The 21,351-nt window shown below is 73.4% G+C and carries 15 protein-coding genes and 1 other RNA gene; 3 read left to right on the top strand and 13 right to left on the bottom strand.

Going from position 1 to position 21,351, the window contains the following annotated elements:
- Window positions 1–404: 404 nt before the first annotated feature.
- From EAO70_RS17985 to EAO70_RS17970, 4 genes are all read right to left on the bottom strand, one after another.
- Complete coding sequence (locus EAO70_RS17985; protein ID WP_148003952.1) at window positions 405–2,765, bottom strand: HelD family protein; 2,361 nt, start codon at window positions 2,763–2,765, stop codon at window positions 405–407.
- Between the two features lie 145 nt (window positions 2,766–2,910).
- The gene (locus EAO70_RS17980; RefSeq protein ID WP_148003951.1) at window positions 2,911–4,062 is read right to left on the bottom strand and encodes a uroporphyrinogen-III synthase; all 1,152 of its coding nucleotides are present in this window, start codon (window positions 4,060–4,062) and stop codon (window positions 2,911–2,913) included.
- Between the two features lie 84 nt (window positions 4,063–4,146).
- Window positions 4,147–5,514, bottom strand: a complete 1,368-nt coding sequence (locus EAO70_RS17975) for a nitrate/nitrite transporter (protein WP_148003950.1) — start codon at window positions 5,512–5,514, stop codon at window positions 4,147–4,149.
- A 193-nt stretch (window positions 5,515–5,707) separates the two neighbouring features.
- The gene (locus EAO70_RS17970; RefSeq protein WP_261992931.1) at window positions 5,708–6,781 is read right to left on the bottom strand and encodes a LysR family transcriptional regulator; all 1,074 of its coding nucleotides are present in this window, start codon (window positions 6,779–6,781) and stop codon (window positions 5,708–5,710) included.
- Window positions 6,782–6,828: 47 nt separating this feature from the next.
- Here EAO70_RS17970 and EAO70_RS17965 point away from each other — a divergent pair, with 47 nt between their 5' ends.
- The gene (locus EAO70_RS17965) at window positions 6,829–8,127 is read left to right on the top strand and encodes an MFS transporter (RefSeq protein WP_261992930.1); all 1,299 of its coding nucleotides are present in this window, start codon (window positions 6,829–6,831) and stop codon (window positions 8,125–8,127) included.
- 79 nt (window positions 8,128–8,206) lie between these two features.
- On the opposite strand, the gene ssrA is transcribed toward EAO70_RS17965, so the two are convergent.
- The 5 genes from ssrA to ftsE all read right to left on the bottom strand — a co-directional run bounded on the left by ssrA (window position 8,207) and on the right by ftsE (window position 12,176).
- Window positions 8,207–8,599: a transfer-messenger RNA gene (ssrA, locus tag EAO70_RS17960) on the bottom strand.
- A gap of 122 nt (window positions 8,600–8,721) precedes the next feature.
- Entirely contained in the window at window positions 8,722–9,261 is a 540-nt protein-coding gene (gene smpB / locus EAO70_RS17955) for an SsrA-binding protein SmpB (protein ID WP_261992929.1), read from the bottom strand.
- Between the two features lie 18 nt (window positions 9,262–9,279).
- Window positions 9,280–10,467 (bottom strand): S41 family peptidase, encoded by a 1,188-nt coding sequence (locus tag EAO70_RS17950; protein WP_148003949.1) that lies wholly within the window; start codon window positions 10,465–10,467, stop codon window positions 9,280–9,282.
- 78 nt (window positions 10,468–10,545) lie between these two features.
- On the bottom strand, window positions 10,546–11,463 hold the full coding sequence (ftsX, locus tag EAO70_RS17945; RefSeq protein ID WP_148003948.1) for a permease-like cell division protein FtsX: 918 nt from the start codon (window positions 11,461–11,463) through the stop codon (window positions 10,546–10,548).
- A 23-nt stretch (window positions 11,464–11,486) separates the two neighbouring features.
- The gene (ftsE, locus tag EAO70_RS17940) at window positions 11,487–12,176 is read right to left on the bottom strand and encodes a cell division ATP-binding protein FtsE (RefSeq protein ID WP_030223113.1); all 690 of its coding nucleotides are present in this window, start codon (window positions 12,174–12,176) and stop codon (window positions 11,487–11,489) included.
- Between the two features lie 234 nt (window positions 12,177–12,410).
- Between ftsE and EAO70_RS17935 the strand changes: the two genes are divergently transcribed.
- Window positions 12,411–12,596 carry a hypothetical protein gene (locus EAO70_RS17935; protein ID WP_030324454.1) on the top strand — a complete coding sequence of 62 codons (186 nt, stop codon included), beginning with the start codon at window positions 12,411–12,413 and terminating at the stop codon, window positions 12,594–12,596.
- 115 nt (window positions 12,597–12,711) lie between these two features.
- Here EAO70_RS17935 and EAO70_RS17930 read toward each other — a convergent pair whose 3' ends face one another.
- The 4 genes from EAO70_RS17930 to EAO70_RS17915 form a co-directional block, all read right to left on the bottom strand.
- The gene (locus tag EAO70_RS17930) at window positions 12,712–13,464 is read right to left on the bottom strand and encodes an LPXTG cell wall anchor domain-containing protein (RefSeq protein ID WP_148003947.1); all 753 of its coding nucleotides are present in this window, start codon (window positions 13,462–13,464) and stop codon (window positions 12,712–12,714) included.
- Window positions 13,465–13,856: 392 nt separating this feature from the next.
- Window positions 13,857–14,960 (bottom strand): peptide chain release factor 2, encoded by a 1,104-nt coding sequence (gene prfB / locus EAO70_RS17925; RefSeq protein ID WP_148003946.1) that lies wholly within the window; start codon window positions 14,958–14,960, stop codon window positions 13,857–13,859.
- 29 nt (window positions 14,961–14,989) lie between these two features.
- Entirely contained in the window at window positions 14,990–16,228 is a 1,239-nt protein-coding gene (locus tag EAO70_RS17920) for a serine/threonine-protein kinase (protein ID WP_148003945.1), read from the bottom strand.
- Between the two features lie 126 nt (window positions 16,229–16,354).
- Window positions 16,355–18,121: a serine/threonine-protein kinase gene (locus tag EAO70_RS17915; RefSeq protein WP_148003944.1), complete on the bottom strand. Its 1,767-nt coding sequence runs from the start codon at window positions 18,119–18,121 to the stop codon at window positions 16,355–16,357.
- Between the two features lie 563 nt (window positions 18,122–18,684).
- On the opposite strand from EAO70_RS17915, the gene EAO70_RS17910 reads away from it, so the two are divergent.
- Window positions 18,685–21,351: FtsK/SpoIIIE domain-containing protein (locus tag EAO70_RS17910; RefSeq protein ID WP_148005206.1), on the top strand; the 2,667-nt coding region annotated here is incomplete at its 3' end.

Raw genomic sequence — 21,351 nt, 5'->3', positions numbered from 1 at the left:
TCCTCTGCTTTCCCTGAGCTTCGTTGCTACGCCGCCCCGGCTGGTTGCCCGGCGGCGCCCTCCGATGGTCGCACCTACCTGTCGGTAGCAGGTAATGCGGTCATTTTGTTTTCGGAAAGTAGTTTCCACCATACGAGAAGTGTCGGGGAAACAGAAGAGGCCCCGGTCACCTGGGGTGACAGGGGCCTCGACTTCGTACGTACGTCTAAGTGGCACCGACCCGCCATGCTCGCCTCGCGGCAAGTGGTCCCTCTGGGGGACGAAGGTTGGGCCCGGGGGCTTGGATCGAGCCGGTGCCACGACAAGGCTAACAAACCACCCTGGTTGGTGATTCCAGCGCCACAGGTTGACCTGAAATCGGTGTCCGCGGTCCCCGGCGGACCGGCCCCCTGACAGGTCCCGGATCAGTCCCTCAGCAGGTCCGGGACCCCCGCCTCGTCCGGCATGTCCGCGGCCGCCGCGACCACCGTGAGCTGCTGCGTCGCCCGGGTCAGGGCCACGTAGAGGACCCGCAGGCCGGCCGGGGACTCGTCCGCGATCTCGGCCGGCGAGACGACGACCGTGGCGTCGTACTCCAGGCCCTTCGCCTCCAGGGAGCCGAGCGCGACGACCCGGTCGCCCAGCTCGGCCAGCCAGCGGGCCGCCTCCCGGCGCCGGTTCATGGCGACGACGACACCGACGGTGCCCTCGACCCGCTCCAGGAGCAGCCGCGCCTCGGACCGAACAGTTTCAGCCAGATCCGGCTTGCCGTCGGTCTCCCGAACCGGGACGAACCGGGGCTCGACGCCCGTGGAGCGGACCGCGCGGGGCGACTCCTTGCCCGGCATGGCCAGCGCCAGCACCTTGGCCGCGAGCTCGGCGATCTCCGCCGGGTTGCGGTAGTTCACGGTCAGCTCGAAGCGGCGCCGCGGCCGGGACCCGAGGGCCTCGTCGCGGGCCGCCGCCGCCTCGTCGGGGTCCGACCAGGAGGACTGCGCCGGGTCGCCGACGATCGTCCAGGTGGCGTGCCGGCCGCGCCGGCCGACCATCCGCCACTGCATGGGCGTGAGGTCCTGCGCCTCGTCGACGATCACGTGCGCGTACTCGGTGCGCTCCGCCGCCAGCCGCTCGGCCCGCTCGCGCTGGGTCTCCTCGCGCACCGGCATGAGCTCCTCCAGGCCGGTGAGCTGGTCGAGCGGGTCGTACTCGCGCTTCTTCCGGGGCCGGGACGGGGTGCCGACCAGGGTGTGGAGCTCGTCGAGGAGCGCCACGTCGTGGACGGACAGCTCCGTGCGGCGCAGCGAGCGGGCGAGCCGGCGCACCTCGCCCGGGTTGAGGATGCGGCGGGCCCAGCGGCCGAGCCGGCGCTCGTCGGCCATCGCGTCGAGGACCCGGCGCGGGGTCAGCTCGGGCCACCAGGCGTCGAGGAAGCCGAGGAAGGAGTCCTCCGTCGACACGTCCTCGTCGAAGGAGGAGCGCAGTTCGGCGGCGAGCTCGGGGTCGCTGTGCCGGCCGACCGCGCCCGACTTGGCGTAGAGCGCGTCCAGGAGCAGCCGGCGGGCGCGCGGGCGCAGCAGGTTGACCGGGGCGGTGCCGCCGAGGACGTTGTGCCGGATGCGGCGCAGTTCGTCGGCCTCCAGCTCCAGGCGCCGCCCGAAGGCGACCACCCGCAGCCGGGTGGGCGTGCCGGCGGGCGAGGCGCTCTCGTCGGCGCCCTCCGGGTCCTCGCCGAAGGCGAGCTGGGCCTGTCCCCTGGGCGCGGGCGTCTCCAGGGCGCCGCGGGCGGCCTTGCGGAGCACGTGGAGCATCCGGGAGGAGCCCTTGATCCGGGCGACGGCCGGCTCGTCGTACGCGGTGGCCTCGGCGCCGTCCACGAGGCTGCCGACGGCGCGGATCGCGACCTGGCCCTCCTCGCCGAGGGAGGGCAGGACGCCCTCGGTGTACGAGACGAGCAGCGGGGTCGGCGAGACGATCAGGATGCCGCCGGCGTACCGCCGCCGGTCCTGGTAGAGCAGGTAGGCGGCCCGGTGCAGGGCCACCGCCGTCTTGCCCGTGCCCGGCCCGCCCTCGACGTACGTGACGGAGGCGGCGGGCGCGCGGATGACGAGGTCCTGCTCCGCCTGGATGGAGGAGACGATGTCCCGCATGGTGTGGCTGCGGGCCTGGCCGAGGGCGGCCATCAGGGCGCCGTCGCCGATGACGGGCAGCTCGTGCCCGTCCAGGCTGGCGCGGAGTTCGGGGCGCATCAGGTCGTCCTCGACGCCGAGGACCTGGCGGCCCTTGGAGCGGATGACCCTGCGCCGGACGACCCGGCCCGGATCGACCGGGGTCGACCGGTAGAAGGGCGCGGCGGCCGGCGCCCGCCAGTCGATGACCAGCGGCGCGTAGTCGGAGTCGAGGACGCCGATCCGGCCGATGTGGAGGGTCTCGCCGATGTCGGCCGTGTTGTCGGCGCGTACGGCGTCCTCGGCGGGCTCGATCGAGGTGTACGCCCCGTCCGGGCCCTTCTTGCCGTCCTTGCCGTACAGCAGGTCGATCCGGCCGAAGAGGAAGTCCTCGAACTCGTTGTTGAGCCGGTTGAGGTGGATGCCGGCCCGGAAGACCTGGGCGTCGCGCTCGGCGAGGGCGCCGGGCGTGCCGACCTGGCCCCGCTGGGCGGCGTCGTTCATCAGGAACTCCGCCTCGTGGATCTTCTCCTCCAGTCGGCGGTAGACGTGATCCAGATGTTCCTGCTCGACACCGATCTCACGGTCTCTGACCGTGTCCACGGCTTCCTGCGCGGCCACCTAAGGCCCCCTTCTGACGTGCACTGGGCAGCCGTCGAGCGTACGCCACCGGCCCCCACTGTGTCAGGCGAGACCCCCGATCCGGATCGCGTTCCTCAGTGCCCGTCCGTCCCCTCCGTCCCCCGGCAGTCCCCTTCCGTCGCCCTCAGTCGTCGTACTTCGCGTCCGCCGCCGGGTCCAGCGCCAGCCGGTACCCCCGCTTCACCACCGTCTGGATCAGCTTCGGCGTGCCGAGTGCCGCCCGCAGCCGGGCCATCGCCGTCTCCACCGCGTGCTCGTCGCGCCCCGCGCCGGGCAGCGCGCGCAGCAGGTCGGCGCGGGAGACCACCCAGCCGGGGCGGCGGGCGAGGAGCCCGAGGAGGGCCATCCCGGCGGGCGGCACCGGCCGCAGGGCGCCGTCGACGAGGACGGCGTGCCCGCGGACCTCCACCCGGTGCCCCGCCACGGGCAGCGCCCGTGCGCGGGCCGGCAGCTCCGTGCAGAGCAGTTGGACCAGCGGCCCGAGCCGGAACCGCTCCGGCTGGTACGTGTCGATGCCCTCGGCCTGGAGCGACAGGGCCGTCACGGGTCCCACGCACACCGCGAGGACGTCGTGCCGCAGCGCGGCGACGAGGTCCTCCCGTACGCCCTTCTCCTCCGCCCGCGACAGGAGCGACACGGCGGCGGGCGCGCTGGTGAAGGTGACCGCGTCCAGGCTCCGGGACAGGACGGCGTCGAGGAGCCGGTCGAGCGGTCCGATGTCCTCCGGCGGCATCCAGCGGTAGACGGGCACGCCGACGACCTCCGCGCCACCGGCCGTGAGCGCCTCGACGAAGCCGGGCAGCGGCTCCCCGTGCAGCTGGATCGCGATCCGCCGGCCCGCCACGCCCTCGGCGAGGAGCAGGTCGAGGACCTCGGCCATGGACTCGGAGCCGGGCGACCAGGACTCGGTGAGTCCGGCGGCCCGTACGGCTCCCTTGACCTTGGGTCCGCGGGCGAGGAGTTCGGTGTCCCGCAGGACGGCGAGGAGTTCCTGCCCGCATCCCCAGCCCTCGGCGGCCTCGACCCAGCCCCGGAAGCCGATCGCCGTGGTGGCGATGACGACGTCCGGGGCGTGGCCGATGAGCTCCTTGGTGGCGGCGAGGAGTTCGGTGTCGTCCGCGAGGGGCACGATCCGCAGGGCCGGGCCGTGGACGACGGCCGCGCCGCGCCGGCGCAGCAGCGCGATGAGTTCGTCGGCGCGGCGCGCCGCGGTGACGCCGACCGTGAAGCCGGCGAGGGGCCCGGCCGCGGTGCCCTGTCCTTGGTGCTCGTCCATGGGGTCAGAGCCTGACGGGACCGCGTGACGGTCTCGGTTCGCGCGTATTTCCTGATCGTTACGGTCCGCGCCGGGCACCGGGCGTCACACCTTCGCGTAGCCGGTCCGGGCCTCGGGGCCGGTGGCGTCCCCGGCGTCCCGCGGCAGCGTGGCGGGGACGGTGGCCGGGGCCCGAAGGTATACCGCCCAGGTGACGACCATGCAGGCCGCGTAGAAGGCCAGGAAGGCGACGAAGGCGGCCGTGCCGGTGCCGGAGGTCTGGAAGGACTGGCGGAAGGCGAGGTTGATGCCGAGTCCGCCGACCGCGCCGACCGCGCCGATGAGGCCCATCGCGGCCCCGGAGAGGCGTCGCCCGTAGGCCTCGGCGGTCTCGCCCGCGAGGCCCTTGCGGTGCCCCTGGGCGAGGAAGATCGCCGGGATCATCTTGTACGTGGAGCCGTTGCCGAGGCCGCTGAGGACGAAGAGCCCGATGAAGCCGACGAGGAAGACGGCGAGGGACTCGACGACGGAGGCGTAGATGACCACGCCGGTCGCGGCGGCCATGGCGGCGAAGGTGGCCAGGGTGATGCGGGCGCCGCCGTGCCGGTCGGCGAGGGCGCCGCCGACGGGGCGGATGAGGGAGCCGAGGAGCGGTCCGGCGAAGGTGAGCGAGGCGGCCTGGAGCGGGGTGCGGCCGAACTGGGTCTGGAGCACGAGGCCGAAGGCGAAGCTGTAGCCGATGAAGGAGCCGAAGGTGCCGATGTAGAGGAAGGCCATGATCCAGGTGTGGCGGGCCCGGACGGCCTCCTTCGCGGCACCGGTGTCGTTCTTGACGGGGGCGAGGTTGTCCATGAAGAGCGCGGCGCAGACGGCGGCGACGACGATCAGCGGCAGGTAGACGCCGAGCACGATCCTCGGGTGCATCGCCCCGGCGGTGCCGATGACGAGGAGGCCGACGAGCTGGACGACGGGCACGCCGATGTTGCCGCCGCCGGCGTTGAGCCCGAGCGCCCAGCCCTTCTTGCGGAGCGGGAAGAAGGCGTTGATGTTGGTCATGGAGGAGGCGAAGTTGCCGCCGCCGACGCCGGTGAGCGCCGCCACCAGGACGAAGGTGGTGTACGAGGTCCCGGGCTCCATGACGGCGAAGGCGAAGCCGGTGGGCAGCAGGAGCAACAGGGCGCTGAAGACCGTCCAGTTGCGGCCGCCGAAGCGGGCGACGGCGAAGGTGTACGGGACGCGGATCAGCGCGCCGACGAAGGTCGCGGTCCCGATCAGGAAGAACTTGCCGGCGGGGTCGATGCCGTACTGCGGTCCCATGAAGAGCACCATGACCGACCACAGGCTCCAGACGGAGAAGCCGATGTGTTCGGAGAGGACGGAGTAGAGCAGGTTCCGCCGGGCGATCCGCTCCCCCTTCTCGCGCCAGAAGGTCTCGTCCTCGGGTTCCCACCGCTCGATCCACCGGCCGCCCATGTCGTACCTCCGCGGGTGTCGGGTCCTGGGGCGTCCACAGCCCCGGTCCATCCGTGCTCCGACCCTAGGAAGGGCGCGTTTCGGCCCGGTGCCGGGAGGTGACGGCGGCGGAACCTTGCTCTCACCCGGCGTGCGCGGGCCCTGTGAGCGCCCGGGGCGCTCGGAGGATGGGGCGCTCACCGGGCCGGGGCGCTCACAGGCCCTGGGGCGCCGCCGGCAGGCCGGGCTCGTCCTCGGGAAGCCAGGATCCGGCCGGGCGGTGCCGCCAGCCCTCGCGGGCGCCGATCTCGGCGGCCGCGGAACGCAGGGCGTCCAGCCCGGGATGCCGGAGCCCCTTGCGCCACACCAGGCTCAGCGGTGACAGGGGTACGGGGTCGACGAGCGGCCGCAGCACGGAGCCCGGCATGGGCGGGAAGTCGACGACGGCGAGGACCGGGGTGCGGTGCTTGGCCATGATGCGGCGGAACTCCTCCCTGCCCACGGCGAGCGGCGCGGGCGGGGCGATCCCGATGCCGCGGCCGTCGAAGAGCCGGGCGGCGAGGTCGGTCCACTCGGGTGTCCGGTCGTTCCCCGCGCCCGCGTAGACCCGTTCCCCGGCGAGCGCGGCGAGCGGCACCTCGGGCCGGGCGGCGAGGGGGTGGTCGTCGGGCAGGATGACGGCCATCCGCTCGTACCGCACGAACTGGGAGTCGAGGCGCGCCCGCAGCCCGGCGTCGAGTCCGCCGTACCGGCCGAAGGAGGTGTCGATGCGTCCGGCGAGCATCTCCCGTACGGCGCCGGTGAGTCCGCTCTCGTAGCGGGCCATCAGCTCGTGGTCCGGGGCGAGTTCGCGGGCCCGGCGCAGCACCTCCTCGGGGGCGAGGCCGGGGCTGTTGAGGTCGACGAGGAGGGGCCGGGGCGTGGCCCGGAAGGCCTCGGTCAGCTCGTCGTGGGCGGCCAGCACGCGGAGTGCGTACGGGAGGAGGCGCTCGCCGTCCGCGGTGAGGGACACCTGCCGGGTGGTGCGTACGAAGAGTTCGGTGCCGGTCTCGCGCTCCAGGCGCCGGATGTCGCGGCTGAGGGCCTGCTGGGCGAGGTAGAGGCGGGCGGCGGCGCGGGTGAAGTGCAGTTCCTCGGCGACGGCGGTGAAGGCGCGCAGGAGGCGGGGGTCGAGGTCGCGCGGGGCGGCGGACGCCGGTGCGGGGAAGGGTGAGGAGGGCGGCGAGGGCGGCGAGGGCACCGAGGAGGACATCGCCGCATTTAACAACAGGACCGCGTGAATGACCACCGAACAGGTGTTGGACCCGCCCGGCCCCCTCCGGCGAGCCTTGATCCATGCCGCAACCGGACCTCCTCCTCACCCCGGCGGGCCCGGGCCTCGCCCCCCGCCACCACGACCACACCGGCCCCACTGGAACCAGCGGCCGGGACGCCACTCCCGCCGGCGACCCGCGCGGCGGTCGCCGGACCGCCTCCCGCAACCCCTACCTCCGCCTCTTCGACGTCCCCGGCGCCCCCGCCTTCGTCGTCGGCAACCTGATCGCACGGCTGCCCATGGGCATGTTCGGCGTCAGCGCCGTGATCATGATCGCGGCGGCGTACGGCTCCTACGCGCTGGCCGGCGGCGTGATCGCGACCGGGATGGCCGCCGGGGCCCTCACCGCCCCCTGGATCGCCCGGCTCGTCGACCGGTACGGCCAGGCGCGGATCGCGGTCCCCGCCACCGTCCACGCGGTCCTGGGCCATCTGGTCCTGCTCCTCTGCGTCCACGAGCAGGCCCCCGCCTGGACACTGTTCGCCGTCACGGCGCTCACCGCCACCGCCCCCAACACGGGCGGCATGTCCCGGGCCCGCTGGGCGCACCTCCTCCGGGGCGACCGCGACGCCCTGCACACCGCGAACGCCTTCGAGCAGGCCACCGACGAGCTCTGCTTCATGCTGGGCCCGGTCGTCGCCGCGGTGCTCTGCTCGACGCTCTTCCCCGAGGCCGGCACCCTCGCCGGCGCCGCCCTGTTCCTCACCGGCGTCCTGATCTTCGCGGCGCAGCGCTCCACCGAGCCGCCGGTCTCCCCCCGCACCGCCGCGGGCTCCCCGCTGCGCGCCCCCGGCATGGCCCCGCTCCTGGCGGTCTTCCTGGCCACCGGCGCGGTCTTCGGCTCCATGGAGGTGGTGACCGTGGCGTTCGTGGACGGGCCCGTCGCCGGCCCGGTGCTGGCCCTCCAGGCCGCCGGCTCCTGCGCGGCCGGCCTGCTCTACGGCCGCGCCCGCCGCACGGTCCGGCTCCGCACCTGCCTGGCCGCGATGGCCGTCCTGATGACGATGCCGCTGCTCACCGCCGCCACCGGGTCGACGGCCGCCCTCGCCGCCGGGCTCCTCCTGGCGGGCATGGCGACGGCCCCGACGATGGTGACGGGCATGGGGCTGGTGCAGTGCCTGACCCCGCCGTCCCAGCTCAACGAGGGCATGACACTGGCCGTGACCGCCCTCCTCGGCGGTATCGCGGCCGGTTCCGCCACCGGCGGCTGGGCCGCCGACCACGCCCCCTTCGCCGCCTTCGGCTTCCTCGTCCCGGCCGCGGCGGCGGCCCTCGCCCTGGTCGTCTGCGCGGCGGCGCGGGCCGACGCCCGGGCATGACGAAGGCCCGGCAGTCGATGACTGCCGGGCCGTCGCCCACATGGGATGAGGTGTCCCGGAGGCGGGCCTCCTGGACGCTCGGTGGAGATGGCGGGAATCGAACCCGCGTCCAACGGTACGGAAACAGGGCTTCTCCGTGCGCAGTCCGCTACGAGTTTCTCAGCCCCGGAGATCACGCGGACAAGTCTCCGACGGGCTCAGTCACTGTTTGATTTCCCCCCTGCCCCCGTGACCGGGGCAGGAGGTTTAGATCCCTTGATGACGCCAGGATCCGGGTCGGGACCATCCCCGGGCTGACGCTCCTCACAGAGGCTTCTGGTCGTTACCTAAAATTAGGCAGCGAGGGCGAAGCGGGAGTTATCGCTCTTGGAGTTGGCGATTATTGGTTGCGACATATGGTTTACGAGATCATTGCCGCTTCCTCGACACGCTTCCCCTGCATCGGTATCCGCTGTCGAAACCGATCATCCCCATGTTGATTTTTCAAAGCACACCCCTCGCGAGGTGGGCACGACCCATCGTACGTGACCGGCGGGCGCTGTCGCCAGCGTATTACCCGCTGCCGCGCCGGGCCGCCGGGCGGCGGCGCGGGCGCTACGAGGCCTGAGCCGCCCGCTGCCTGCGCTTGGCCGCCGCGATGGCCCGGTTCGTCTCGCGGGTGTCCTGCTGCTCCCGCAGGGTCTGACGCTTGTCGAACTCCTTCTTGCCCTTGGCGAGCGCGATCTCGACCTTGACCCGGCCGTTCAGGAAGTACAGCGCGAGGGGCACGATCGTGTGACCCGTCTCCTGCGCCTTCGACTCCAGCTTGTCGATCTCCGCCCGGTGCAGCAGCAGCTTGCGCTTCCGCTTCGCCGAGTGGTTGGTCCAGCTGCCCTGCATGTACTCGGGCACATGGATGTTGTGCAGCCACGCCTCGTGCCGGTCGATCTGCACGAAGCCGTCGACCAGCGAGGCGCGGCCCATCCGCAGCGACTTCACCTCGGTGCCCATGAGCACCAGACCGCACTCGTAGGTGTCGACGATGTGATAGTCGTGGCGCGCCTTCTTGTTCTGCGCGATGATCTTGCGCTCGGGCGCCTTGTCCTGGTTCTTCTTCGCAGGCTTGCCCTGCACGTTCACGAGTCCCTTTGCCATAGTGCGGTCATTTTCGCACTACGAGCCCCCTCCGAGGCCACTCAATACCGTCCTCGCCCGTTCCTCCGCCCTTTCCCCGGCGGTCAGGTCGGGGGTGATGCCCCGGCCGTCCACCGCGTGCCCGGCCGGGGTGCGGTAGTGGCCGACGGTCAGCTCGGCGACGGAACCGTCCGGCAGGGCGCTCGGCATCTGCACCGACCCCTTGCCGAAGGTGCGGGAGCCGACCGTGACGGCCCGGCCCCGATCCTGGAGGGCGCCGGTGAGCAGCTCGGCCGCGCTCATCGTGCCGCCGTCGATCAGCGCCACCAGGGGCCGCCCGGTGTCGCCGCCGCCCTCCGCGTACACGGCGCGCTGCTCGCCCCGCACGTCGTACGTGGCGACCAGCCCGCCGTCGAGGAAGGCGGAGGCGGCCACGGCGGCCTCGGCGACCAGTCCGCCGGCGTTGCCCCGCAGGTCCAGGAGGACCCCGGTGCCGGCCGGGGCGTCCCGTACCGCGTCCCGCACGCGGGCGCCCGCGCCCTTGGTGAAGGCGGCCACCCGGATCATCAGGGTCTTGTCGTCGAGGCGGCGGACGGTGACCGGGTCGGTGGCGAGCCGGGCCCGGTGCAGGGTCCGGGTCCAGGCGGCTCGGCCCCGCTCGACACGGAGGGCGACCGCGGAGCCGGGCACGCCGTCGCCGCGCAGGAGCGCGACGACCTCGGAGACCGGGAGCCCCTCGACCGGGCGTCCGTCGAGGGCGACGAGCCGGTCGTCGACGCGGAGTCCGGCCCGCTCGGCGGGGCCGCCGCGCTGCACCCGGGTGACCCGGATCCCGCCCTCGGCGGCCCGGCCGGCGGAGAGCCCCACACCGGTGTAGGCGCCGTCGAGGGCCTGCTCGAACTCGGCGTACTCCCGCTTGTCGTACACCGCGCCCCAGCGGTCCCCGCTGCGGCTGACGAACTCCTCGGCCGCCTGCTTGCCCGACTTGCCGTCCGCCATGGCGTCGGCGGCGGCCCGGTTCAGGGCGGCGCTGTCCACCGTGCCGGAGCCCTGGGCGGCCTTCCCCGCGCGCAGGGTCGCCGCCGCGGAGCCGGCCCCCGCGTCCTGCCGGGGCAGCGAGCCGGTGGCGGCGGCGGTGGCGAGGACGCCGGTGAAGACGAACGTCAGAACGGCCCCACGGAGTACTCCGCGAGGCCGGATACAGAGAAGGTCGGTGCCGGTCGGCATGACGCCCACTCTAGGACAAGACGACGGCGCCGCACGGGCTTTGCCCGTACGACGCCGTTCACCGTCAGTGGTCTCTTCTCACACCTTCAGGTACTTGCGCAGAGCGATGAAAGCCGCAATAGCGGGCATCAGGAGCCCGATCGCGATCACGAGCGGCAGCTTGGCGAGGACCGCGTCCCAGCCGATGAAGTTGACCAGCTGCATCTTCTCGGCGAGCGCGATGCCGTGGTCGATGAGGAAGTACCGGCCCACGAGCAGCAGCACGCACGCGACCGCGCCGCCCAGGAGTCCGGCGAACGCCGCCTCCATGATGAACGGCATCTGGATGTAGAAGCTGGACGCGCCGACGAGCCGCATGATCCCGGTCTCGCGGCGGCGGCTGAAGGCCGAGACGCGGACCGTGTTGACGATCAGCATGAGCGCGATGACCAGCATCAGCCCCATGACGCCGAGGGCGGCGATGTTCATGCCGTTCATCAGGTCGAACAGGTTCTGCAGGATGTTCCGCTGGTCCTGCACCGACTCGACGCCGTCACGGCCGGCGAAGGCGGTGGCGACCACCTTGTACTTCTCCGGGTCCTTGAGCTTGACCCGGAACGACTCCTGCATCTGGTCCGGCGTCACGACGGAGGCGATGGCGGTGTCGCCGTACTGCTCCTTGTAGTGCTTGAACGCCTCGTCGGCCGTCTCGTGCAGGACGGTCTCGACGATGGGCATCTCCTTCAGGTCCGCCTCGATCTGCTCCTTCTGCTGCGCGGTGACCGCGCCCTTGGCGCACTTGGCCGCCGAGGCCGCGTCGGCCTTGTTGCAGAGGAAGATCGAGACGTTGACCTTGTCGTACCAGTAGTCCTTCATCGTGCTGACCTGCTCGCGCATGAGCAGCGCACCGCCGAACAGGGCGAGCGAGAGGGCCACGGAGACGATGACGGCGAACGTCATCGTGAGATTGCGCCGGAGACCGACACCGATCTCGGAGAGCACGAACTGAGCGCGCATGGTGTGTTGAGTCCCCTACCTGCTCAGTGCTGGTAACCGTAGACGCCGCGGGCCTGGTCGCGGACCAGACGGCCCTTCTCCAGCTCGATGACGCGCTTGCGCATCTGGTCGACGATGTTCTGGTCGTGGGTCGCCATGACGACGGTGGTCCCTGTCCTGTTGATGCGGTCGAGCAGCTTCATGATGCCGACCGAGGTCTGCGGGTCGAGGTTGCCGGTGGGCTCGTCGGCGATCAGCAGCATCGGGCGGTTCACGAAGGCCCGGGCGATGGCGACGCGCTGCTGCTCACCACCGGAGAGCTCGCCCGGCATCCGGTCCTCCTTGCCGCCGAGCCCGACCAGGTCGAGCACCTGCGGCACGGCCTTGCGGATCTCGCCGCGCGGCTTGCCGATGACCTCCTGCGCGAAGGCCACGTTCTCGGCGACGGTCTTGTTCGGGAGGAGGCGGAAGTCCTGGAAGACGGTGCCGAGCTGGCGCCGCATGTGCGGCACCTTCCAGTTGGAGAGCCGGGCCAGGTCCTTGCCGAGGACGTGCACCTGGCCCTGGCTGGCGCGCTCCTCACGCAGGAGCAGCCGCAGGAAGGTCGACTTTCCGGAGCCGGACGAACCGACGAGGAAGACGAACTCCCCCTTCTCGATCTCCAGGGATACATCCCGGAGCGCGGGGCGGTTCTGCTTCGGATAGGACTTGGAGACGTTGTCGAATCGGATCACGAATGCACCACGGTCGGCCGGGAGTAGGTGAGCGTGACCTTACGCGACCGGGGAAGACCCGCGCAGTCGCGGTTCCGGCTTGCGACGTTTATCCTTTTCGCCCTCGCGGACGGAACGGCCGCGATCCGGTGGGGCGCGCCGAAACGCCGTGGAGCTGGCAGAGTGGTAGGGGGAACGTCCGGACCCCTTCGGACGTTGTCGTGTGTGATATCCGGTGCGGGAGGAGGAGAGCGCATGACCTACGACCGACTGGTGTGCGCCAACTGCGCGGCCCCGGTCGCCGAGGGCCGCTGCCCCGTCTGCCGCGCGAACCGCGAGCGACTGACCCCCCAGGGTGGTCTGTCGCCCGCGATGCTGCTGACGCTGGCGATCGCCCTGCTGGCCGCGATCGCCCTGCTCGCGGCGGTCCGTACGGTCTAGCGGGACCGCACGGCGTCCACACGAGCCGGAAGCACGGGAAAGGGCCGGGGAGCGTCTCCCCGGCCCTTCCTCATGCCCTGTCCGTCACACGGACGGCTCCCCGCCCGCGTCCGGATCAGACGGCGGCGTTGCCGCCCGAGACGAGACGCGGCAGCATACGGAAGCCGATGCCGCCGGCGATCATGGTCGCGGCTCCGATGATCAGGAACGAGGTCTCGGCCGCACCGGTCTCGGCGAGCTCCTCCTTCGCCTGACCCTGCTGCACGGGCTGCGAGCCGGCGTTGTTGGTGTCGGTGTTGCTGTTGCCGCTGTCCACGCACTCGGCGCCGTCGAGGTCGACGGTGCAGGTGCCGGCGTCACCGTTGTCGGTGTCGCCGCCGGTGCCGCCGTTGCCGGTGTTGTCGTCACCCGGGTCGGTCGGCTGGTCCGTCGAGCCCGGACCGGGGTCCGTGGACGGGCCGGGGCCGGGGTTGGTGGTCTGGCCCGGGTCCGACGTCTCCGTCTGCGTGGGCTCGGGGTCGGAGGTCTCGGTCTGGGTGGGCTCCGGGTCGGAGGTCTCCGTCTGGGTCGGCTCGGGGTCCGAGGTCTCCGTCTGGGTGGGCTCCGGGTCCGAGGTCTCCGTCTGCGTGGGCTCGGGGTCCGACGTCTCGGTCTCGGTCGGCTCCGGGTCCGACGTCTCCGTCTCCGTGGGCGTCGGCTCCGGATCCGGGCACCCCGCGGTGCCCGGAATGCAGGTGGGCGTCGGGTCCGGGGTCTCACCGAACATGTCGACGGCCTGTGCCGCGCCCGCCGCCGTCAGCGACGCGCCGGCCGCGATCACCGCACCGGCGGCGATCCGCGCGATACGGACTCGCATCTGCTTGGTCATCTGGCTGCTACCCCCAGTAGCTCAACTCGTCATGGGGCAGCGCTCGGGGCACGCGACAGAGGCGGCTCCCAACTGGGCCGGCCCCCGTTCGCACGCGCCCCAGAAATGCGCATGCCAGTACGTCACCCTTCCGAGTTTCCGATGAGGCGTCAAGGTCGTTGCGCGTGCGATGCCCGAAAGATCACCATGTGTCCTACATACGGCGATGCAACTGTGACGTAAACCCAGAACTCCGGGCCCCACGCGGCTCGTTCCCTTGTCGACAAAGCTCCCCGACCACCACGTTTCCGCTTGCGTCAGCGAATCCGCTGACCGGACGGAGCTCCCGCGGAGAACGACGACGGGCCCCGCACCACGAGGGTGCGGGGCCCGAACGCGCGTGATTCCGGGCGTTACTTCTCCTGCTGCTTGCGCCAGCGGATACCGGCCTCCAGGAAGCCGTCGATCTCACCGTCCAGGACGGACTGCGGGTTGCCGACCTCGAACTCCGTACGGAGGTCCTTGACCATCTGGTACGGGTGCAGGACGTACGAGCGCATCTGGTTGCCCCAGGAACTGCCGCTGTCCTTCAGCGCGTCCATCTTGGCCCGCTCCTCCTGGCGCTGACGCTCGAGGAGCTTGGCCTGGAGGACGTTCATGGCGCTGGCCTTGTTCTGGATCTGCGAGCGCTCGTTCTGGCAGGAGACGACGATGCCGGTCGGGAGGTGCGTGATGCGCACGGCCGAGTCGGTGGTGTTGACGCCCTGACCGCCGGGGCCCGACGCGCGGTAGACGTCGACGCGCAGCTCGGACTCGTCGATCTCGACGTGGTCGGAGGACTCGACGACCGGCAGGATCTCGACGCCCGCGAAGGAGGTCTGGCGGCGCCCCTGGTTGTCGAAGGGCGAGATGCGGACCAGACGGTGGGTGCCCTGCTCGACGGAGAGCGTGCCGTAGGCGTACGGCGCCTTCACCACGAAGGTGGTCGACTTGATGCCGGCCTCCTCCGCGTACGAGGTCTCGTAGATCTCGGTCGAGTAGCCGTGGCGCTCCGCCCAGCGCAGGTACATGCGCTGGAGCCGCTCGGCGAAGTCGGAGGCGTCGACGCCGCCGGCCTCGGCGCGGATGTTGACCAGGGCCTCGCGCTCGTCGTACTCGCCGGAGAGGAGGGTGCGGACCTCCATCTCGTCGAGGGCCTTGCGGACGGAGGTGAGCTCCGTCTCGGCCTCGGCGAGGGTGTCCGGGTCGTCCATCTCCTCGGCGAGCTCGAAGAGCACCCCGAGGTCGTCGATGCGCCCGCGCAGGGTCTCGGCCTTGCGGACCTCGGCCTGGAGGTGCGAAAGCTTGCTCGTGATCTTCTGCGCCGCCTCCGGGTCGTCCCACAGGGACGGGGCCGCGGCCTGCTCTTCGAGCACGGCGATGTCGGCCCTCAGCTTCTCGAGGTCCAGGACGGCCTCGATCGACCCCATGGTCGAGGAGAGGGACTTCAGCTCTTCGGATACATCGACGACTGCCACGCGTCCAGCGTAACGGCTCGCCGCCGCTGCTACGGCAGGGAGGACGGCCTGGAGTCCCGCGGCGGGGCGTCCGCGTCCCCGGAGAGCGCCACATAACCGCCCGCGCCGAGGGCGCCCGCGACCACCACGGCCACGATCCCGAGGGTGATCCGGCGCTTGCGGACCGCCCCGGCCTTGTGGCGGGCCGAGCCGGGCCGGCGGGCCCCGGCGGAGCGCGGGGCGCGCGCGGTGCCCAGGGGACCGCCGGAGAGCTCGTCGGGTGCCGGGACCCGCATGGAGGTGTGGGTGTCGCGGTGGGAGTCGGCGGAGGCGCCGGGCACGAGCGGGACGGCGGCCCGGCGGGGGCCCGGCTCGCCCGCGCCGACGCCGGTCGCGTAGGCCTCCTCCTCGTACGCCTCCGAGGCCGGCTCCGCGTCCGGCTCGTCCACGTCGAGCGGCGGGATGCCCTTGAGCATGGGCAGGACGTCCTTGAGGCGGGCGGCGAGCTCGGAGGCGCGCAGCCGGGAGGCCGGGGCCTTGGCCAGGCACTGCACGAGCAGCTGCCACAGCTCCTCGGGGATGCCGGGCAGCGGGACGACGGTCTCGGTGACGTGGCGGCGCAGTACGGCGCCGGGGTGGCCGCCGCCGAAGGGGGTGAAGCCGGCGAGCAGTTCGTACAGGACGGTCGCGAGGGCGTAGATGTCGACGGCGGCGCGGGGCGGGAGGCCCTCGACGATCTCGGGGGCGAGGTAGTCGGGGGTGCCGATGATCCGGGTGGCCTTGGTGCGGCCGGGGGTGTCGATCAGCTTGGCGACGCCGAAGTCGGTGAGGAGGGCCGGGTGCGCTCCGCCGGGGCCGAGCGGCCCCTCCATGTCGAGCAGGATGTTCTCCGGCTTGACGTCCCGGTGGACGATGCCGGCGGCGTGCGCGGCGGCGAGGGCGTCGGCGACGTCCGCGACGATCGCGACGGCGGCCTCGGGGGCGAGTCTGCGTTCCCGGTCGAGGCGGGTGCGCAGGTCGGTGCCGCGCACCAGGTCCATGACGAGGGCCAGGTCGTTGCCGTCGACGACGAGGTCGCGGACCTTGACCACGCGGGGGTGGTCGAGGCTGAGCAGGGCCGTCCGTTCCTGGACGAAGCGGCCGACGAGCTCCTGGTCGGAGGCCAGGTCCTCGCGCAGCAGTTTGACGGCGACGGGACCCTCGGGCCCCTCGCCGAGCCACACCGTTCCTGCACTGCCCCGCCCCAGGATCTGGTGGGTGGTGTAGCGGCTGCCGATGTTCCGTGCCAAGACTGCTCCCTCAGCGGCTGCGGTTCGCGTGCAAAGTTACGCGTCCGCAGCCGCCGGACGTCACTTCCGAGGGGAAATCACCCCTCGGAAGTCGATAAATCGGCAGTATTGCGTGGTCCTACGGGGTCACTGCCCGGTGCTACCGCCGGTAGCACCGGTGGAGTCGGCGGCCTTCCCGATCGAGGAGAACCAGTCGGTGACCTTCGCGATGCCGTCGCCGATCGCCTCCCAGTAGCTCTTGCCCTCGGCGATCCAGTCCTGGAGCGGGGTCAGCTCCCAGACCAGCCAGCCCGCGACCACGAACAGCACGATCATGACCAGACAGCCCTTGAGGCAGCCGAGGCCGGGGATCCGCACCGGGTTGGCGCTGCGCTGGCGCGGCGGACGCGGCTCCCGCCGGGCCGGCGCCGGGGCCTGGGGCGGCGGCTGCGGCGGGGTGTACTGCTGCTGCGGGGGCTGCGCGTACTGCTGCGCCGCGGGCGGCGGCGCGTACTGCTGCGGCTGGTGCTGCGGCGGGTACGGCTGCTGCGGCCGCTGCTGCGCGGGGCGCTGCTGGTACGACTGCGACTGCGGCGGCTGCTGCCCGTACTGACCCTGCTGGCCGCCCTGCTGCCCGTACTGGCCGGGGCGCTGGTCCTGCGGGGGCTGCTGGCGCTGCGGGCGGCGGCGCAGCGGGTCCTGGCTCGGGTCCAGGTACTGGACCTGGGTCTGCTCGTTGCGGTCGCGGGCCGCGCGGAGCTGGCTCTGCCAGGGGTGAGGATCCTCCGACTGCGCGGCCTGCCCGGACTGCGGCGACTGCGGCGACTGCGGCGGCACCGGGGGCATGACGGCCGTCGGGTCGGCGGCGCCCGGCGCTCCGCTGGTCGGCATGACGCTGGTCGCGCCCGCGGGGTCGTACCGCGGCGGCATCCCGGCGCCGCTGGGCAGCACCTGGGTGGGGTCCGCGGCCCCGGTCCCGGGAGTGTCCGGGACGGGCGCGGGCGCCGGGTCCGGGGCGAGGAGCGCGCCGACGCCCTCGGCGGCCTCGATCTGGGCGGGCGTGGAGTGCACGCCGATGCCGGCGGCGACCGCGCGCAGACCGCGCGCGAGGTTCACCGCGCTGGGCCGCCGCTCGGGGTCCTTGCTGAGGCAGCGCTCGATGACCGTCCACAGGGGCCCGGGCACGGTCGAGGGCCGGCGGGGCTCCTCGCTGAGGTGCCGGTGGAGGACTTCGAGGGCGCTGCCGCCGGCGAACGGGGGCCGGCCGGTGACCAGCTCGTAGAGCAGGATGCCGGCACCGTAGATGTCGACGGCGGAGGTCTGCGGACGGCCCTCGGCGGACTCCGGCGCCACGTACGCGGGCGTGCCGACGAATTCGTGGGTCCGGGTCAGGCCCGGGGAGTCCGCGAGGCGCGCGATGCCGAAGTCGGTGAGCATCGGGTGCATCTGGCCGCCCTGCTCGGCGAGCAGCACGTTGGCCGGCTTCAGGTCGCGGTGGACGACCCCGTCGGCGTGGCTGGCGGCGAGCGCGTCGGCGATCTGGGCGGTCAGGAGGGCGGCGGCGACCGGGGTGAGCGGGCCGCTGTCCCGGATGTACCGGTGCAGGTCGGGGCCCTCGACGAGGTCCATGACGAGCGCGAGCACATCGCCCTCGACGACCAGGTCGCGGGTGCGCACGATGTTGGGGTGGGTGAGCCGGAGCAGCACGGACCGCTCGCGCAGGAAGCGCATCACGATGTCCGCGTCGTTGGCCAGCTCCTCCTTGAGGACCTTGATCGCGACGGTCTCGCCGGGCTGGCCGGGCACGGCCGCCTCGGCGCCCGCCGTCTCCCGCTGGCGGGCTCGCCAGACGGTGCCCGTGGCGCCGCGGCCGAGCGGCTCCTCGAGCAGGTACTTGCTGCCGATAGGCCGCACGTCACGCGCTCCCTGCTGATCGTGGTCCGGTGGTGTTCCCGGGGTCCCTGTCATGTGTTGTGACCCGTCCAGGTGTCCGACCCACTTTAGTGCCGCCGAACGGGGTACAGGCCGGTCGTCCACAGGCCGATTCCGACGCCGTCGCGCCGCGGCCCGCCGCCGGGGGCGGACCGGTCGGCGGCGGCGCCGGTGCCGACACGTTCCTTCGCCGGACCGGGCCCCGACGGGTTCTGCGGGGTCCTGAGGCGTTCTGAGGGGTCCCGCCGGGTCCGGTCTGTCCGAAAGAAGACGCTTCCACGGGCGGGACGGTTGCCGGGCATGTTCCGAAGGCATGCTCAACCAGGCACTTTTGCGTCCACAGCCGACCATTCAAGATCACTTCCGGCCGACCCGGGGGCGGGTTGTCGGTGGCAGGTGCGAGGATGCCTCCAGCACGTCGCATCGGTGGGGTCGGAGCCCCCGCGCCGTGCCGACCTGTACCGGGCGACGCGTCCGTGCCGGGTGGGGGGAGTCACAGGGCGGTCCCCCTGCCGGGCAGCACGCAGAAGGGACCGCTGACGGCGATGCAGATCCGGCTGACCGTCCTCGCGCCGTACGCCGGCCATGGCGCCGGACGTACCTGCGACGTGCTCGTCACGGCCCCCGCCGGCACGGCGCTGGCCGCCGTGGCCTCCCAGCTCTCCGCCGCCGTCACCGGCCCCGAGGCCTCCGCCTCGGGCACCGTCGTGCTCTACGCGGGCGCGGAGCGACTGGACGGGCGCCGCTGCGTGCTCGGCGAGCCCCCGCTGGTCGACGGCGCGGTCCTCTCGCTCCAGGTCCCCGGCCCCGACGACCGCGGCGGCGAGGGCGCCGCGGCGCGGCTGCACGTGGTCGCCGGCCCGGACGCGGGCGGGGTGCACCTGCTGCACGGCGGAGCGATCAGAATCGGCCGTTCCGTGGACGCCGACGTGCCGCTCGACGACCCGGACGTCTCCCGCGCGCACTGCACCGTGACCGTCGGCGAGGACGGCCGGGTCACGGTCGCCGACCACGGCTCGACGAACGGCACGAGCCTCGACGGCGCCCCGGTCGGCGCCCGCCCGGTCGCCTTCCGGCCGGGCGCGCTGCTGCGCCTCGGCGAGTCCGCCCTCCGGCTGACCGGCCCCGAGGACGACCTCCTCGGCACGGAGGCCCGGGCGACCGCCCCGGACGGCGAGGGCCACCTGCGCGTCGCACTGCCCGGGGACCGCGGCCCGGCCGAGCCGGGCGACCGGCCCTCCCACGCGGGCGTGCCCCGCACACCGGCCGGCGACCCGGCCGACGACACCACCCACGGCGGGGCGCGCGGCATCCCGCTCGACGGATTCCCCGACGACCCGCACCCTGGGCCGTACGGCCGGGGCGGCGCGTACGGCACGCACTCCTCCGGCACCGGCCACACCCGGACCGGCGACCACCCCGACGACGGCACCGACACCGGCGAGGCCCACAGCAGGACCCGGCCGGCCCGCGGCGACGCTCCCCCGGCCCCCCGCGCGGGCGGCGGCGGCAAGCGGGGCCTCGGCGCCTGGGCCCGGCGGCTGGCCGGCGGGCGCGAGGAACTCCCGTCGCCCGCCGACGGCCCCCGCACCGCACCCGACGGCCGTACGGTCGCCGGGACCGGCTCCGTCGCCCCGGACGGCTCCCCCGCGCCCGTGCCGCGGGCCGACACCTGGCCCGACCCCGCCACCGTCCTGCTCACCGCCCTCGGCCCCGGCCCCCGGCTCTGGGAGCGCGGCCAGGACCACCCCGAGGCCCTGGTGGTCCGGCTCGGCACCACGGACCGCGCCGACCTCTCCGGCGTCCCCGTCACCGTGGGCCTGCGGGAGGCCGGTTCGCTGGGCCTCGCCGGGCCCGCCGACCGGCTCGCGGGCCTCGCCCGCTCGGTCGTCGCCCAGCTCGCCGCCCTGCACTCCCCCTCCGACCTGGAGATCGTGCTCATCAGCGCCGACCGGAACCGCTCGCTCGACGAGCGGCGCCGGTCCTGGGGCTGGCTCGGCTGGCTCCCACACGTCCGGCCGGCCCACGGCCAGGACTGCCGACTGCTCCTGGCGTACGACCGCGAGCAGGCCCAGGCCCGTACGGCGGAGCTGACCCGGCGGCTCGACGACGGCCCGCTGGGTCCCGGCTGGCCCAGCGCCGACCGCGCCGCCGTCGCCGAGGCGGCGGCCGGGTACGAGGGTCCGGCGACCGTCGTCGTCGTCGACGGCGACCCCGGTTCGGCGGCCCTGCGCGAAACGGTGGCGCGGCTGGCCGGAGCCGGAGCGGCGGCCGGCATCCATCTGCTGTGCCTCGCCGAGGCTCCCTCGGCCTCCCCGGTCTCCCCGGTGGCCGCGACCTACGAGACGGCCTGCGCCGCGTCCCTCGCGTTCCGCGAGTGCGGCGCCGCCGCGCTCCTCAGCGGTGACGTGGCCACCGCCCTCCGGCTGCTCAGGACCGCGGGCGGCCGGGTCGCCGGCCACGGCACGGTCGGCGTGGTCGACGCGGTCTCCGTCGCCTGGGCCGAGCGGTTCGGCCGTGCCCTCGCCCCGCTGCGCACGGACACGACGGCGGCTCCGGGCGCGCGTGCCTCCGCGCTGCCGCCGTCCTCCCGCCTCCTCGACGAGCTCGGTCTCGCCCGCGCCACCCCCGCCTCGCTGATGGCCCGCTGGGCCTCCGCCGGGGACGGCACCGCCGTCCTGGGCGCGGGACCGCGGGGTCCGCTGGCCGTGGACCTCACCCGCGAGGGGCCGCACCTGCTGATCGAGGGCCCCGCGGGAAGCGGGCGGACGGAGCTGCTCCGGTCGATCGCCGCCTCGCTCGCGGCCGGCGGCCGCCCCGACCGGCTCGGCCTGCTCCTGGTGGACGGGGCGGGCGGTGAGCGCGGTGAAGGCCTCGCGGCCTGTACGGAGCTGCCGCACGTCACCGAGCACCTGGTCGCCTCGGACCCGGTGCGGATGCGGGAGTTCGCGCAGGCGCTGGGCGCGGAGCTGAAGCGCCGGGCGGAGCTGCTGGGCGACGGTCACTTCGCCGACCGCCGGGGCGGGCGCACGGCACCGGCGGCGACCGCCACCGAGCGGCTGATCGGCCAGCGTGCCCCGAGCGCGGCGGAGTCCGTGCCCCAGGGTGCCCGCGCGACCGTCCGGCTCCAGGACTCCGGCGAGCTCGCGGACCGCCCGAGCAGCCGGACCCTGCGCACGGGCGACGGCACGATCGGCGCCCTCCCGCCCCCC

The organism is Streptomyces sp. adm13(2018) (genome assembly GCF_008042145.1).
GTDB lineage: Bacteria > Actinomycetota > Actinomycetes > Streptomycetales > Streptomycetaceae > Streptomyces.
Note: the sequence above shows the minus strand (reverse complement) of the source record. Positions and strands in the feature narration are given on the sequence as shown.